Here is a 13996-nt window from a genome sequence, read left to right as displayed (position 1 = left end):
GCGGCATGCGCCGTACTTGCGGTGACGGCCGCGGCCTGTGGCTCAGACGGCGGTTCCACCGGGACGCAGGGCGACGGGCTGCCTGACGTGGTCAAGGTCGTCTCGATCAACGATCAGACGGGGCAGGTGTCGTTCGCAGGAATCCCGGCAACGCGCGGCGCACAGGTCGCGATCGACGAGATCAACGACACCAAGTTCCTCGGCGACACCACCATCGACGTCGAGTACTTGGATTCGGCCAGTGCCCCCCAGACCGCAGCAAGTCTCGCCACACAGGCGGTCGCCGGCAGGAAGTACTCCGCGATCTTGGGAGGGATCCTGACGACCGAGGCCTTCACTGTGGCCCCGATCGCGGAGAAGGCGAAGGTTCCCGTCATCTTCACCCAGTCCAATGGTGAGGGAGTCGTCATCGGGGACTACACCTTCCGGGCGACGGCTTCGTTCACCCGGTACTACGACGTGATGGGCAGCTACCTGAAGGACAAGGGAGTCAAGACGATCGCGCTCCTCTACAACTCCGACGTCGCCTCGTACAAGGAGCTCGCCGCTCTCATCGAGGATTGGGACTCGGAGTTCGGCATCTCCATCGTCGCCAGCAAGAGCGTGGTCTCCTCGACGCAGGACTTCACTGCTCCCATCGCCTCACTCGTCGATGCCAAGCCCGATGCTGTCGCCAAGTTCCTCCTAGGCACTGCCAATGCGACTGCCCTCCAGCAGCTGAGGCAGGCCGGCTTCGACGGACCGGTCGTCTCAACCAACAGCGACTCGGGAGGAATCATCGCTGGCGCCGGGCCGGACGGCGCGAACAACGCCTGGCCCACCGATTTCAGCTCCGCTCAAACTGACGATGCCGCGGTCAAGTTCGTCGCCGCGTACAAGGCGAAGTTCGATGGCGAGGTTCCCAACCTGTACGCCGCCGAAGGCTACGACGCAGTCTGGTGGCTGGCGAGAGCGATCAAGGAGGCGGGCAGCGCCGATCCGGAGGACATTCAGGAGGGCCTCGTGGCGGTGTCGAAGACCGGATTCTCCGGCGTGACTGGTGACATCACCTTCGACGGCAACGAGTTCGTCCTCGAGAACCCACGCGTCGTGGAGTGGAACGGCGAGGCCGAGACGCTCGTGGAGCCCTGAGGGCCACCACGATCCGGCAGCCCGGAGTGGGTTTCGATGGCAGCCGCCATCGGAACCTACTCCGCCTCGCTCCGAGGCGTCCCAAACCGAGAGCAGATGCTCGACACCAACTGGAGGCACAACTCACCATGAGCGATCGGGACATCAACCGCGACGACTGGCCGCGCACCGAACAACGTGGGTTCTGGTACGACGAACTGGAGAGCGGCGTCGTCTATGCGCATCGGCCGGGACGCACCGTCACGGAGTACGACAATCTCCTGTTCTCCAGCATGTCGATGAATCCGCAGGGCCTCCACATCGACTTCGCCGAGTCCGAAGCTCTACCGCCATTTCACCGACCACTAGTCAACAGCATGTTCACGCTGGCGACGCTGGTCGGCCTCTCCGTCAGTCACCTCACCCGCGGAACGATCGTCGCGAATCTCGGCTTCACCTCCGTTCGGTTTCCCCACCCCGTCTTCCACGGCGACACCCTCTACGGCGAGACCGTCGTCCTGGACAAGCGGCTCTCGTCCTCGCGGCCCGGCGCAGGCATCGTGAGCCTCGAACACGTCGCGCGCAACGAGCACGGCGATGTCGTCGCAACCGCCGTGCGCCAGGTCATGATGCGGCGTCGACCGGAGGAGTCCGAGCGATGAGCGGAACCACCTGGCTGTTCTGCCCGGCCGACCGCCCCGACCGCTACCAGAAGGCGGCCTCGGTCAGCGACGTCGTGATCCTCGACCTCGAGGACGGCGTGGCTCCCTCACAACGCGATGCTGCCCGACGGCACCTGCTCAAGAACCCCCTCGATGCGTCACGCACCGTGGTCCGTCTCAATCCCCTGGGCACGCGCGATCATGACGACGACCTCCGGATGCTCGCACAGACCGACTACCGACGTGTTCTCCTCGCCAAGACCGAATCGGCCGAGCAGGTTCAGGCCCTGGAGTCGTTCGAGGTGGTGGCTCTCATCGAGACGCCCCTCGGAGTGCGTCACGCCTGGGCGATCGCAGCGGCAACGCCCGTGGTCGCTCTGATGTGGGGCGCCGAGGACCTAGTCGCCGGGCTCGGCGGCCGCACGAGCCGGAAGCCGGACGGCACCTATCACGACGTCGCCCGTACAGCACGGTCCACCGCACTCCTCGCCGCACGAGCCGCCGACCGCATGGCGGTCGATGCCGTCTATCTGGACATCGCCGACCACGTAGGTCTGGCCGATGAGACGGCCGAGGCCGTGCAGGTCGGCTTCGGCGCAAAGGCATGCATCCATCCCTCACACGTGGAAGTCATTCGCGCCGCGTATCGGCCCACCGACGAGGAGGTCACCTGGGCGGAGAAGGTCTTGTCGTCCGCCTCCTCGACCCCCGGGGTATTCCAACTCGACGGCATGATGATCGACGGCCCCCTCATTCGACAGGCAGAGGCCATCCTCCGCCGACAGTGACCCTAACGGGCGGGACTACCTCGCCAGACGCCCTGGGCTCGCAACCCAGGGGACGGGGATTCCACCACGACTTGGCTGAGCTTCTCGGTTAAGCCCGGGTCCACCGATGGGCTTGGCGCCGTGCAGGTCGAGCCGGACCCGGAACCCACGTGGCCGCTCCGGCACCGGGAGGAGATCCGGCCGTTCGTCGCGCTCGAGGTTCTCGAAGATGCTGGTGACCTGGCCGCTCGTCAGCGCGTCGAGGAGCGCCTTGCCCTCCGCCGGGATGGCGCCTGCCATCAACTGCTTCACCAAGTGCTGGACGTCGGTCTGTTCAGCCACGGCGGACAGTCAAGCACTCGTGGCCTATCCCGTCGGCGGGTCGTCGGCCGAGTCGCCGAGTTTCACAATGCCGCGATGATTTCGAGCCCCGCGCGGTCACCGGTCGATCGCGCGCTGGAGGCGGCCGAGGTGTTCGTCTGCGTCCTCGACGAGCATGGCGGGCCCGTCCTTGCGGCATAGCGGGATCATCCTGCTCAGGCGCTGGCGGTCCTTCCTGTCGAGCGGCGACTCGCGCAGATCACGGGCGGTGAGCAGCGAGGCCAAGACGACGAAGTCGACACAGTGACGAGACGCCGCCCTGCCACCGCCGAGCTCGACGCGGGCGGCGGCCTTGCCGACGAGGGCGCCGACGAGGTTGGGCCGGAGGATGGTGCCGGCGCGGCCTTCGACGATGACCTCGATCGTTTCCGTGCGCGTGAGGGCCTGGGTCGTGCCGGGGATGAGACCGTTGGTGCTCCTCCGACGCCATGCAGCTTCGCGGCGCGCGCACCGATACCTTCGGGGAGGAGGACGTCCACCTGGGCGAGACCGTTGAGCCACCGATGCTGGTGGCCATCGCCGCTCGTTTCGGGGGTGAAGCCGAGTTCGGCGAGGGCCGCAGTGAAGCGGGTGAGCATCCGTTGGTCGGCGCGGATGTTCACCACAGCGTCAGCATCGGTGGTGGGGCGGGCGGTGTAGGAGCCGAGTTCAGCGCAGTGCAGGTGCACGAGTTGTCCACCAACGAGCGTCCAGTGCTCGGGACCTTCGTGTACAGATCCATCATCGCGTGCCAGGAGGCAGCGTGCGCCTCAGTCATGGCAGGTAGCACGACCGGGCCGCTCACTTGTTCCGCCCTTCGCTTCGGGCCTGACGCGCCTGCATTGCCTGAGCCTGTTGCGCCAGGTCGTCGAGCAGCTCCATGGCTCGGTGACGTTCGCGTGGTCCGTCGTGCTCGGAGAGGTCGGCTGCCATCAGCAGGTTGTTCCAGGCGTGGCCGAGGAGCGGCAGGCTCTCCTCGATGTCGGGCGAGACGACATGGAGGAAGATGTTGGCACGGTCGCGGTCCACGTCGCGCAGCAGGTAGTCCTGCATAACGTCGTCGAGGTCATCAACAGACAGGTAGCCCTCGCCGACGTCACCAGACGCGAGGCCGGACTCGGGGTGCGACAGCCCGGAGAGTTGGATGCGTGGGTCGTTGCGCAGGTCCTTGAGGTCGCGCTGGGCGACCAGATAGCAGCGTCGCGCCGCCCGGTTGCGCATGAACACCGACAGCAGGCGGAGGCTTTCGTGGGAGTCGTCGTGCGCGGCGGCCAGTTTGCGGAGGCGGGCGCGTGCCCGGGATCGGTCGGGGGCCGAGAGCGAGTGCAAGAGGACGGCGTTGTCCTCTGCCGCGGCGACCAGCGCCCATGCGGAGCGCTCGGACAGGGGGCGGCCGGGGGCGTTGTAGTCGGAGACCCGAGCCAAGTCCTTCTCATCGATGATCCATCGCCCGCCCACGCGCTCGGCAGGCAACGAGCCGTCCTGGATCCGCTGGCGTACGCGCTGCGCAACCACGCCGAGTCGTGCTGCAGCTTCGGGGACGCTGATGCGAGCCATTGCGTTATTCCTAGTTGTTAGCAAGGGATTGCAGTAATCCTAGTGGGAGAACTAGGTTTCCCGGAACCTGCAAGTGACGGAGTAGGTGCTCGAGCAACGTCGGTGTCGGCGATTCCGCTCCGCTCTCGCGCTCTTGGTAGCACTCTCCGTCATGAGCAGGGAGGCACTGGTGACCGACTGGATCGTGCGACGGTGGGCCAGATACGGCCACGAGCGGCTGTACGCCGTGACGCCGGGCGGGACGGCACTTGGGTACTACGACGTGAAGACGTGTCGCTACCACTCCGATGATCCGTCGAACCTGCCACTACCGCAGCAGGCAATCACTGAACACCAGGCGTCGCGAGCACCGACTGCGCCCCCGGAACCGGCGCCATCCGAGCCACCCACCACGCCGCCGAACCCTCCACACCCAGCCCCAACGATGCCCGCTGCCCCTTCGCCGCCCGCATGGCACGACCTCAGTGCGAACCGTGCAGGAGCCGCTGCACGGGAGCGCGCGATGGCGGAGCGCGAGGCACAAGGCACGTTCAAGCATGTGCTCTCACGGCTCGTCGGCGCCCGCACCGAGGAACGCGCGTGGCGGATCGGTGCCGACGGCGAGGAAGCCGTCGCCGCCCAGCTCCTGGCCCTCGGACCGGCGTGGCGGGTCCTGCACGCCGTACGCGTGGGCGAGCGCGGCTCTGACATCGACCATGTCGTGGTCGGCCCGCCCGGCGTCTTCACCGTCAACGCGAAGCACCATCCGAACGCATCGATCTGGGTGGGTGGTGACACGTTCATGGTCAACGGGCAGCGAGTGCCGTACATCCGCAACAGCCGGCACGAGGCGCGACGGGCCGCGCGACTCCTTACCGAACATGCCGGCTTCCCGGTGACCGCAGCCGGTGTGATCGCGGTGATGGGAGCCCGGAAGGGCTTCAAGATCCGCGCTTAACCCGAGGACGGCGCTGTCGTCGTCGTGACCCGCCGTCGGATCAGCCACCATCTGTTGTCCCAGCCGCATCGTTTGTCGCCGCGCGAGGTCGATGCTGTCTACGACATCGCCCGGCGATCGACGACCTGGCAGACCTGACTGGGTCGGATCGGGGACGTCCACGTGACGACTACCCTGACTCGCTGAGCGTGGTGAGGTCGAGGAATCGGACGTTGCCGCCGACCCCGTCGCAGTTGAGCGACCAAATCCGAGTGTCGTAGTCGCGCCCAGGCAGCTCGACCGTCGTCTCGCCGGAGACGTGGTAATGGCCGTGCGCGAAGAGTCGGGGCGCGACGCCGAGGAAGGCGTCGTGCATCCGCTCGGCTCCGACGCGCGCGTAGGCCAGTGCGCGATCGGGCCAGCCCCATTCGTTGTTAGTGCGGATGTAGGCAACGCGGTCGACCTCGTAGGGCGCGAGCGGGGCGTCGTGGGCGAGCATGACGTCGGCGTACCCGCCGGCGACGACAGCCTTGACGTCCTCCGGCGTGATCATCTCCTCGGGCCACCAGTCGACGCCGCGGCTCCGGTTTGGCCAGGTCGACCGAGGGCGCACCGCCGAGGGAGACGAAGGTGCGGCCCTCCAGCTCGAAGCGGTAGCCGCGCGGAAGCACGGCGATGTGCTTGGTGAGGTGGAGCGGCTGGCCGGCGTGAGCGGAGTCGGCCCACAGGCGAGTGAGACGTCCCCAGTCCTCGTGGTTTCCGGGCGTCACCCAGATGCCGACGCCGTGCTCGGTGCAGGCGTCTTCCAGCCGGTCGAGGTACGTCCGCCCCGAGGTGCCTGGCCAGATGCCGAAGTCGCCCAGGTGAAGGATCAGCGCGACACCGCGCTCGGCGACGTCGGCGATGCGCGCGAGTGCCCAGCGGGTGTTGCCGTGCCAGTCGCCCGCGAGCGCGACGGTGCTCATGTCCTTCCTCCAACCAGGTCGCGTGGAGGAATCAGGATCACAAACCCTCGGCGCGCGGGCGACCGGTTTCCGCCGACGCTCACCAGTCCTTCGCCGATGGCACCGGCCGCATCATCGCCTCCAGGTCGTCGGTCTTGATTCGGATGGTCTTGCCGCAGCGGTAGGCGCGCAGCTCGCCGGCGGCGATCTTGCGGCGAATGGTCTTGGCCGAGAGGCTCACCCAGAGAGCGGCGCCGGTGATGCTCAGCCACCGGGGTCGCTCGTCGGTGGGTCCGACGGTCGCGGCCATCTCACTCACCGGCCTTGAGGAAGCGGCGCAGCTCGGCGACGGTCGTGTAGAGGCGGCCGTTGCCGTTGAAGCGCCACCAGCGCGGGCCGCGCTTGAGGCGGCGCCACTCGCGGACGGTGCGTTGCGGCGTACGGATGAACGCGCAGAACTCCTCGAACATGAGGATGTGGTTGTCGTCCCATTCGTCGGGGACGCCCAGCGGTTTGATCGTCATCTCGATCTCCTTGGTGTCGTGAGCACCCGGTTGGCGCTCACGTCGGGAGAAGCAACCGCGACCGCCTTGGATCGGACATCTGCGGTCTCTTCCAGTCACCTATGTGCTGGACGAGGTCCGCAGCGATCACTGGCGGACGAATTGGTCAGCGGCGGACGCCGGGTCCGGGCGGGCGGCTCGTGTACGGCGGCTGGTGCTCCGTGCGGCGCTGACTCGCGGCCAGGGCCGCGGCTTGGTGAGCCGCGCTGCTCGGCGCTGCCTGGGAGCCGTAGCGGTCGATGGCCTCGTCGACGCGGGTCGCGGCGTGGCCGGGTCCGAGGTCGGCGCGGTCGCGGTTGAAGACGTCGATCCATTGCCGGCGCGCGTCCTCGACGGAGTCGGCGACCAGGTGCGCGACGTTGTGGTGGCGGCCTCGGGTCATGCCGACGTACGCCGATGCCGCGCCGGTGCTCTCGCCGACGATCAGGTGTGCGGAGTTGACGGTCTCGCCCTGGGCGCCGTATGCAGTGGATGCGAAGGCCAGCTCGATGTGGTCGCTGACGTAGTCCCTGGGCAGCACCCGTTGGCCGGCGCGGCCGGCGACGACCAGGCTGCCGTCGTCACCGGTACCGACGACGGTCCAGACGTCGCGATTGGCGACGCCGAGGTCGCGATCGTTGCGGCGGGTGGCTACGCGGTCGCCGAGGCCGATCCGCTCACCACGGCGAGTGATCGGCTCACCGCTGTGCTCACCAGTCCGCTCACCAGCGACCTGGCGGCGGTCCCTGATCATGGCGTTGATGGCTGCGACCTGTTCGCGGGTGTCCGCGATGATGAGGTCGTCGCCGAGTGCTGCAACTTCGGCTGTGCGTTCGAGCTCGGTGGAGTGGACGACGACTTCGCCGCGGGCGAGGAGGGCGTCGAAGACCTCACCGGACCGTTCCCCTGTGCGCATGAGGAGGCTGAGATCGGCGTACCTCTCGTCGGCGAAGCGATGCACCGACTCGAGTTCAAGGTGAGCTTCGGGTGGTGCCCACCGTGCGGCGAGGTCGAGCACGCCGCCGCGGCCGACGGCGGGCAGTTGGTGGCGGTCGCCGAGGAGCGCGACGGTCGCGTGCGCTCGGTCCGCGATCGCGAACAGGGCGCGGGCGGTGTCCTGGTCGAGCATCCCGGCTTCGTCGACGAGCAGTACGTCGCCGGGCAGCAGTCGCGCGCGGCGATCGGGGTCGGCGTCGACACGTGACCAATGACCGTCCTCGTCCCATCGAAAGCCATGTTGGTGGATGAGCCAGGCGGCGGAGAACGCATCGGCGCCGACCTGCTGCTGCGCGGCCTGCGCGGCCTTCAGGGTCGGCGTGACAACGACGAGTCGTCGGTCCTGCCCGTCGAGGGCACGGCGTGCGGCGGCGAGGGTGGTGGTCTTGCCGGTGCCGGCCGGGCCTTCGATAACGAGTACGCCTGCGTCGCCGGCCAGAGCAGCCACGACGTCCCGCTGCGCGGCGCCGAGATGGTCGGTTCCTCCGACGCGGGCTTCTCGTCGGACCGGCTGCTGCGCGCGCTGCCATGACGTCGATCAGCTTGGCCTCGACGTCGAGCACACGACCGGAAGTGAGATTCCGGATGTGCCCGGGGACGTCGGCGCGTTCACGTAGCGGTCGGCACGCAGCGACCGCTCGCACAGTGAGGCCCTCGGCAAGCTCCGTGCGCGCACCGCGGTCGGCAACGATGCCGACCGCGGCGATGAGCTTCTCGACCTCGCCCCGGATGTCAGCTGCATTCCATGAGGACCGCCGCGCTCCGAGTCTGGTGACGACGAGGTCGACGGCGGCGTCGCGTCGCAGCCGGCCGATGGCGGTCGCACTCATCTGGGCCGGTTCGACCGGGGGCCGGAAACCGAGGTCGTGCAGCTCCTCGTTCCATCGGTTGACCAGATCGGCGCCACTCGCCGGGACGACCTTGTCCGGCCGGGCGTCGGCCCACGCACGCCGATCCCAGGACCGTCGCAGCTTCGGACCCGGTTCCTCACCGCGACGTTCGGCTCGCCACTCGGCCTCGTAGCGGTCGACGTTGCGCGCGATCTGCGACGCGCGGTGGCTGAAGCGACCGACGTACGGCGCGAGCTCGTTGATCTCTCCGTCGTCGCCCAGCGTGTAACCGCGGGCGGCGAGTGCCGCGCGGAACTGCGGGTCGCACATGACAGCGGCGTGGCCGATGCCGTTGAGGGCCTCGATGGAGTCGACGACGCCGACGGAGTGGAGGCCCCGCCACGCGCCACGCGCGAAGACGCGGGCGTTGATCTGGAGGTGGAGGTGTCGGTGCGGGTCGCCGGCGCGGGAGGTGTAGTGCCGGACGAGCGCGGCCTCGATCTTTTTGACCGGCACCTGGACCTGTCGGCCGCGTGGTCCGACACGCGTCGTCGCGTGCTGCGCGACCCAGCTGATGACCTCGCCGGCCGCGCGCGTCTGCGCGTCCTCGTAGGCGTCGGCGATGTCGGGGTGGAGCGCGGCGGCGAGCGACCAGGTCTTGGGTCCGTTGACGACGACCTCGACGAAGCGGAGGGCGTGGTCGTCGTTGCGCAGTCGACCCTTCGCGTGGCCGGTGGCGACGTCGTACCCGGCGACCCAGCGTTCGTAGCTCGCACCGTCGAGGTCGGGACGTCGTTCGCTGTGCACGCCATCGGCGCCGACGGTGACGGCGTAGTGCTCGGCGACGCCGCTGCCTTCGGCGAGGTAGTAGTCGTCGGCGCGCGAGTGGTCGGCCTCGACGTAGGAGCGCGCGGCGGCTGCGGACCCGCGGTAGAACTTCACTCCACCGTGCATGCTGTGGCCGTCACCGCCCGTCACGTCTCGTCAAAGACCCCTGAAATGACGCTGGTCCGTCCCCGGGGGACGGACCTTCTACGGACCTTCGTAGCATGCGTGCCGCCGGGTTGGGAGACTTCGATCGCCTGATGGGGTACGGATTTTCAGGCTCGTCAACGGTCGTCACAGCAAAGGTGGCGCAAGATCGTTGGATGCTGTCGAAAGGAGTGGATGACCCGGCTGATACTCCCGCGGTTGAACCTGACGAGGTTGCCACGTGGAACCATTTCACGCCGTCGTTCGGCTCCGATTCCGGAGCTGCCATAGCCTGATCCGGTGAAGCAGCTGGACCAGCTCGCCCAGGACTATCGGATCGCCGACGACTGGATAGATGCGCTGCGCGCGGCCGATTCCAAGATCGACGACAAGGTCGACGCCTGCCTGACGAAGGTAGCGAATGCAAGTCCGACCCTGCCGGCCCCCGACCGAATCTGGCGGGCGTTCGAGATACCACTGGCCGACGTTCGTGTACTTCTCGTCGGCAAGGACCCTTACCCCAATACCCAGCACGCAGTCGGACTCTCCTTCTCCACGGGACCGGGTGGACCGATCCCCGGCTCACTCATCAACATCTACGCAGAGCTCGCAGCAGACGGGTTCACGGTCGGCGATGACGGTGACCTCACGCCGTGGACGGACGCAGGCGTGATGCTGCTGAATCGTGCGTTGACCTTGCCCGGGGGCACGGAAGCCCGGCCGCGAACCCACCTCGGATGGTGGCGGCCCCTGATCGTCGCGACGGCACGTGCGATCGCCGCCGACGCAGCGAGCCGACCCATCGCGAGCATCCTCTGGGGTGTCCCAGCTCAGCGCCTGGGCAAGCATCTCGGACCGAACGTGAAGATCCTCTCGTCAAGCCATCCGTCAATGCAATCGGTCTCTCGGCCAGCGGGCGGTTATCCGCCATTCGAGGGATCACGGCCGTTCAGCAGGGTCAACGCCTGGTTGTCTGCTAACGGAGAACAGCCCGTCGATTGGAACCTGGCGACATGACGGTGGCGCGTCCTTCCCTCGCCGGTCTCCTGGTCCGGCAAGGGCAATGCGCTCGTACCTCAGAGCCGAGTCCTTCAGCCGTGCTAGAAACCCACTGTGAGTGGTTCCTACGGCGAGGAGGCAGCCATCCGACTCGCTGCCATGGATTGGCTCGACAACCGGCCGACGCCGAGAGTCGACTTCGCCTGGCTGTCTGGCTTCGAGTTTGACGGCACCCGGATCCCCTTGATGGATCGCCAGCGAGGCATCCGCAAGCCAGCTGGCATGAACGCAGCTCTGGCGATCAGGACAACGTTCACCGCACCAAACCAAGTCCCGCCCTACAACGACGCGATCGGAGCAGACGGTCTACAGCGTTACAAGTACCGCGGGAGCGATCCCCAACACCCCGAGAACGTCGCCCTGCGCCGCGCCCGCGATCAAAATCTTCCTTTGATCTGGTTCGTCGGAGTTGCACCTGGCCTGTATGAGCCGATCTATCCGGTCTGGGTAGTCGGCGACGACCCGACCAATCTCGAGTTCGCCCTTGCTCTCGACGAGGGGCAGCGGTTCGTCACTCCGGGGCGAGTCGTCGACGAGGGCTCTCGCCGATACGTCGAGCGACTCACGAAGAGCCGGCTCCATCAGCGTGTCTTCCGCAGCCAGGTTCTCCTGGCCTACGAGGGTCGCTGCGCGATTTGCAAAATCCGCCACGCGGAACTTCTCGACGCCGCCCACATCATCGCGGATGGTCAACCTCACGGTGAGCCGGTTGTCCCCAACGGACTCAGCCTCTGCAAGATCCACCACGCAGCATTCGACAGCTCCATTCTCGGCATTCGTCCGGATCTCACCCTCCACGTTCGTCAGGACATCTTGGAGGAGGTCGACGGCTGGATGCTGAAGGGCGGCATCCAAGGGGTACACGACACTTCCCTCGCAGTCGTGCCTCGCACCCGAGCCGCCCGTCCCAGCAAGGACCGGCTCGAAGAGCGCTACGCATCGTTCCTGGCAACGGCGTGACGGCACTGCCGCGAGCCATCAGCCGCCTGTCGGAGCAGCTCCGAGGACATCGATGATCCGCGAGATGGCTGAGTCGGGATCCTCGTGTTCCCAGACGCGGATGACCGCCCAACCAAGTGCTTCCAATGCCCGACGGTTCCGCTCGTCCCGTGCGACATTGGCCGCGAGCTTCTCACGCCACCACTCTGCGTTGTTCCTCGGCGCTGTTGCGTGATCCGGACAGCCGTGCCAGAAGCACCCGTCGACGAACACGACGACCTTCCGCCGCGTGAAGACGATGTCACCGCGGCAACGCAGCGACGGCTCGAGTCGGAAGTCGACCCGATAGCGGTATCCGAACGCGTGAAGCCGTCGCCTGATCTCGAGCTCAACCGAGGTGTCGCGCCTCGCCTGACTTTCCATCCGGCGGCGTACGACATCGTCGAGCGGTTCGGGCATCAGGCCGTCGACATGTGCTCGATGTGTGCGCGGAGCTCCTCGACGAAGTCCGGGCGCCGGCGCAGGTTGCTCGCCACCAACCGGCTCGTGAAGCCCCGGGTCGCGTTGAGGCTGAGAGGTTCCGCCCCGTACTCGTCGAGGACGGCCCCGAGCGTCTGCCGGGGCCGGGCGGCAAACGGGCGTTCGGAGAGTGCCCACTCCTCCCGGACTCCGCCGGCTGAACTCGCGGCGCTTGGCCAGCGTCGCCCGACGTCCAACTGACGCCGAGGCAGGTCGACGAGCGGTCGAGGGTCGACGATCCCTCGCCCGATCCAGGCCGCAACCGGCACTGAGACAGCGTTGCCCACCATCTTCCATCGAACGCCGTCCCTGGCGCCGAGATCGGTCCAGCCGGCGCGGAAGCCCTGAAGGCGTTCACCTGAGCGAATGCTCGGACGTGCAATGGCTTGTCCGACCTCCCCCCCGACCCGCCACACAGCGGGGGGTGAGGCGATCCCGAGCTTTGATCCCCCCTTCAGGGTCGGCGTGACGCCGTCACCCCAGCCGAGCCCTCGATTGCCCTCGGTCCAGTAGAAGCCATAGGCCGAGTGGCCGGCACGTTGGAGTGGCGATCCGGCCTCGTCGGCGAACAGCACACCTCTGGGGTCTTCAGACTTCGACGCGACGAGGAAGACTCGTCGCCGTCGCTGCCGGAGGCCGAAGTGCTGCGAGTCGACTGTTCGGTACGCCCAGTTCCAGCCCCGCTCCTCGAACCAGTCGGCGATGAATGTCATCGCCGTCCCGCCCCACAGGTTCAACATGTTCGGGACGTTCTCGAGCACCACCCAGGTCGGCGGAGCACCCTCGATGAGCCGGAATGCCTCTCGCACGAGTCCGGACTCCGATCCGTCGATCCCTGCTGTTCGGCCCACCTGGCTCAGGTCAGTGCAGGGAAAGCCGGCTGTCACGACGTCGACCTTCGGAATCGATCGGAGCTCGCAGATGTCGCCTACGACCTCAGTGTCGAATCGCTTTTTCAGGACAGCCGATGCGGGTTCCCAGTACTCGCAGAGCATCTCGGTATCGATGCCAGCACGCTGCAGGCCGAGCTCGAAGCCGCCGATGCCGGCGAAGAGGCCCACTGAACGCACGCCTACATCCTCGAGCATGGGTCAAACCCGTCGACAGGCGGGTCGTCAGTAGTCAACGAGCGCACCGTGGTCATACAGCGTCTCCAGCTGTTGCACGAGGTTCTCAGCGACGTCCACGTCGTGGCTGAGCAGTCCGCACTCGAGGTTGAGTTTGGCTGCCGCATTGGAGAAGTTGGCGCTGGTGACGAGCGCGGCGGTTCGGTCCACCACGACGAGCTTCGCATGCTGAAGAGGTACGTACTCCCCCGCCGACTCGGGCGTGTACGCCCATACCCTCGCGCCGGCAAGCGCCTTGGGAACCACTCCGCCATTCTTCTCCTGCATACCGCGGTCGACGATGACGGTGACGGCGACCCCGCGATCGATGGCGTGCGCCAATGCCTGGACATAGTCCGATCCGGCACCGGCTGAATAAGTCGCCGCGTACACGGTCGCTGTCGCCCTGTTGATCAGGTCCGCGACGGCGAGCGTCGTTCGACCACCCAGTCCCGGCACAGTCGGGACGGTCCACACAGGCTCAGGACCTGGTCTCCGGGGAACCGCGGCGATCCCGTCGAGGACAGCGGCTGCTATTTCGGCAGCCCCGGCTTCCTTAACCAGTGCCACGAGCAGCGACTTGACCTCGCCTCGGTTGACCGCGAAGGCACGTTGAGCCGCGAGGTGCGGGAGGCCTTGTTGGCGGAGGGCGGCTGCGATGGCTCCCGCCTCGGCGGGCGCCAGCAACTCGCCCAGCCGGGCGACGGGCGACATGGC

General features: G+C 67.3%; 17 protein-coding genes and 2 pseudogenes. 6 read left to right on the top strand and 13 right to left on the bottom strand.

Annotation, left to right across the window (positions count from 1 at the left end):
* The first annotated feature begins 87 nt into the window (after positions 1-87).
* The 3 genes from FIV44_RS15235 to FIV44_RS15225 all read left to right on the top strand — a co-directional run bounded on the left by FIV44_RS15235 (position 88) and on the right by FIV44_RS15225 (position 2560).
* Positions 88-1131, top strand: coding sequence for an ABC transporter substrate-binding protein (locus FIV44_RS15235; protein WP_181411195.1), 1044 nt, complete (start codon positions 88-90; stop codon positions 1129-1131).
* 128 nt (positions 1132-1259) lie between these two features.
* Positions 1260-1772, top strand: a complete 513-nt coding sequence (locus FIV44_RS15230; protein WP_141005167.1) for a MaoC family dehydratase — start codon at positions 1260-1262, stop codon at positions 1770-1772.
* Entirely contained in the window at positions 1769-2560 is a 792-nt protein-coding gene (locus FIV44_RS15225) for an HpcH/HpaI aldolase/citrate lyase family protein (protein ID WP_141005166.1), read from the top strand. The genes FIV44_RS15230 and FIV44_RS15225 overlap by 4 nt, the downstream gene beginning before the upstream one ends.
* 15 nt (positions 2561-2575) lie before the next feature.
* Here FIV44_RS15225 and FIV44_RS30550 read toward each other — a convergent pair whose 3' ends face one another.
* The 3 genes from FIV44_RS30550 to FIV44_RS15210 form a co-directional block, all read right to left on the bottom strand.
* The gene (locus tag FIV44_RS30550; RefSeq protein WP_181411194.1) at positions 2576-2881 is read right to left on the bottom strand and encodes a hypothetical protein; all 306 of its coding nucleotides are present in this window, start codon (positions 2879-2881) and stop codon (positions 2576-2578) included.
* A 96-nt stretch (positions 2882-2977) separates the two neighbouring features.
* The gene (locus FIV44_RS15215; RefSeq protein WP_141005165.1) at positions 2978-3421 is read right to left on the bottom strand and encodes a hypothetical protein; all 444 of its coding nucleotides are present in this window, start codon (positions 3419-3421) and stop codon (positions 2978-2980) included.
* Positions 3422-3700: 279 nt separating this feature from the next.
* Positions 3701-4456: a helix-turn-helix domain-containing protein gene (locus FIV44_RS15210; RefSeq protein WP_141005164.1), complete on the bottom strand. Its 756-nt coding sequence runs from the start codon at positions 4454-4456 to the stop codon at positions 3701-3703.
* Positions 4457-4958: 502 nt separating this feature from the next.
* Here FIV44_RS15210 and FIV44_RS15205 point away from each other — a divergent pair.
* Positions 4959-5393 carry a nuclease-related domain-containing protein gene (locus FIV44_RS15205; protein WP_219996464.1) on the top strand — a complete coding sequence of 145 codons (435 nt, stop codon included), beginning with the start codon at positions 4959-4961 and terminating at the stop codon, positions 5391-5393.
* Between the two features lie 169 nt (positions 5394-5562).
* Here the strand turns inward: FIV44_RS15205 and FIV44_RS15200 are convergent, their stop codons facing one another.
* The 7 genes and pseudogenes from FIV44_RS15200 to mobF all read right to left on the bottom strand — a co-directional run.
* On the bottom strand, positions 5563-5925 hold the full coding sequence (locus tag FIV44_RS15200) for a hypothetical protein (RefSeq protein ID WP_181411280.1): 363 nt from the start codon (positions 5923-5925) through the stop codon (positions 5563-5565).
* The gene (locus FIV44_RS34075) at positions 5807-6337 is read right to left on the bottom strand and encodes a metallophosphoesterase (protein WP_141005162.1); all 531 of its coding nucleotides are present in this window, start codon (positions 6335-6337) and stop codon (positions 5807-5809) included. Before FIV44_RS34075 ends, FIV44_RS15200 begins: the two co-directional genes overlap by 119 nt.
* A gap of 79 nt (positions 6338-6416) precedes the next feature.
* Positions 6417-6626 (bottom strand): helix-turn-helix domain-containing protein, encoded by a 210-nt coding sequence (locus FIV44_RS15190; protein WP_141005161.1) that lies wholly within the window; start codon positions 6624-6626, stop codon positions 6417-6419.
* 1 nt (position 6627) lies between these two features.
* Positions 6628-6840, bottom strand: a complete 213-nt coding sequence (locus tag FIV44_RS15185; protein WP_141005160.1) for a DNA-binding protein — start codon at positions 6838-6840, stop codon at positions 6628-6630.
* 145 nt (positions 6841-6985) lie between these two features.
* Positions 6986-7399: a hypothetical protein gene (locus FIV44_RS32240; RefSeq protein WP_246087091.1), complete on the bottom strand. Its 414-nt coding sequence runs from the start codon at positions 7397-7399 to the stop codon at positions 6986-6988.
* 366 nt (positions 7400-7765) lie between these two features.
* A pseudogene (locus FIV44_RS32235) lies at positions 7766-8302 on the bottom strand (AAA family ATPase); the annotation flags it as partial.
* Between the two features lie 469 nt (positions 8303-8771).
* Positions 8772-9638, bottom strand: a pseudogene (gene mobF, locus FIV44_RS32230) (MobF family relaxase); the annotation flags it as partial.
* A 318-nt stretch (positions 9639-9956) separates the two neighbouring features.
* Between mobF and FIV44_RS15170 the strand changes: the two are divergent.
* Both FIV44_RS15170 and FIV44_RS15165 read left to right on the top strand, forming a co-directional pair.
* On the top strand, positions 9957-10673 hold the full coding sequence (locus FIV44_RS15170; protein WP_141005158.1) for a uracil-DNA glycosylase: 717 nt from the start codon (positions 9957-9959) through the stop codon (positions 10671-10673).
* Positions 10674-10814: 141 nt separating this feature from the next.
* Positions 10815-11675 (top strand): HNH endonuclease, encoded by an 861-nt coding sequence (locus FIV44_RS15165; protein ID WP_141005157.1) that lies wholly within the window; start codon positions 10815-10817, stop codon positions 11673-11675.
* An 18-nt stretch (positions 11676-11693) separates the two neighbouring features.
* Here the strand turns inward: FIV44_RS15165 and FIV44_RS15160 are convergent, their stop codons facing one another.
* The 3 genes from FIV44_RS15160 to drmC are packed head-to-tail and all read right to left on the bottom strand — an operon-like array spanning position 11694 to position 13993.
* Entirely contained in the window at positions 11694-12113 is a 420-nt protein-coding gene (locus tag FIV44_RS15160) for a very short patch repair endonuclease (RefSeq protein ID WP_219996463.1), read from the bottom strand.
* Positions 12113-13243 (bottom strand): DNA cytosine methyltransferase, encoded by a 1131-nt coding sequence (locus FIV44_RS15155; protein WP_181411193.1) that lies wholly within the window; start codon positions 13241-13243, stop codon positions 12113-12115. The genes FIV44_RS15160 and FIV44_RS15155 overlap by 1 nt, the downstream gene beginning before the upstream one ends.
* 45 nt (positions 13244-13288) lie before the next feature.
* Complete coding sequence (drmC, locus tag FIV44_RS15150) at positions 13289-13993, bottom strand: DISARM system phospholipase D-like protein DrmC (protein ID WP_219996462.1); 705 nt, start codon at positions 13991-13993, stop codon at positions 13289-13291.
* Positions 13994-13996 lie beyond the last annotated feature (3 nt).

This window comes from Nocardioides humi (assembly GCF_006494775.1).
Taxonomy (GTDB): domain Bacteria; phylum Actinomycetota; class Actinomycetes; order Propionibacteriales; family Nocardioidaceae; genus Nocardioides; species Nocardioides humi.
The sequence above is the reverse complement of the archived record's forward strand: the minus strand, read 5'-3'. Positions and strand labels throughout refer to the sequence as shown.

Excerpts from the sequence above, each read along its gene's own strand:
- FIV44_RS15230 (WP_141005167.1), top strand. The coding sequence starts at position 1,260 with ATGAGCGATCGGGACATCAACCGCGACGACTGGCCGCGCACCGAACAA.
- FIV44_RS15185 (WP_141005160.1), bottom strand. The coding sequence starts at position 6,840 with ATGACGATCAAACCGCTGGGCGTCCCCGACGAATGGGACGACAACCAC.
- FIV44_RS15160 (WP_219996463.1), bottom strand. The coding sequence starts at position 12,113 with ATGCCCGAACCGCTCGACGATGTCGTACGCCGCCGGATGGAAAGTCAG.
- FIV44_RS15205 (WP_219996464.1), top strand. The coding sequence starts at position 4,959 with ATGGCGGAGCGCGAGGCACAAGGCACGTTCAAGCATGTGCTCTCACGG.
- FIV44_RS15200 (WP_181411280.1), bottom strand. The coding sequence starts at position 5,925 with ATGATCACGCCGGAGGACGTCAAGGCTGTCGTCGCCGGCGGGTACGCC.
- FIV44_RS15210 (WP_141005164.1), bottom strand. The coding sequence starts at position 4,456 with ATGGCTCGCATCAGCGTCCCCGAAGCTGCAGCACGACTCGGCGTGGTT.
- FIV44_RS15225 (WP_141005166.1), top strand. The coding sequence starts at position 1,769 with ATGAGCGGAACCACCTGGCTGTTCTGCCCGGCCGACCGCCCCGACCGC.
- FIV44_RS15165 (WP_141005157.1), top strand. The coding sequence starts at position 10,815 with ATGGATTGGCTCGACAACCGGCCGACGCCGAGAGTCGACTTCGCCTGG.
- FIV44_RS34075 (WP_141005162.1), bottom strand. The coding sequence starts at position 6,337 with ATGAGCACCGTCGCGCTCGCGGGCGACTGGCACGGCAACACCCGCTGG.
- drmC (WP_219996462.1), bottom strand. The coding sequence starts at position 13,993 with ATGTCGCCCGTCGCCCGGCTGGGCGAGTTGCTGGCGCCCGCCGAGGCG.
- FIV44_RS15190 (WP_141005161.1), bottom strand. The coding sequence starts at position 6,626 with ATGGCCGCGACCGTCGGACCCACCGACGAGCGACCCCGGTGGCTGAGC.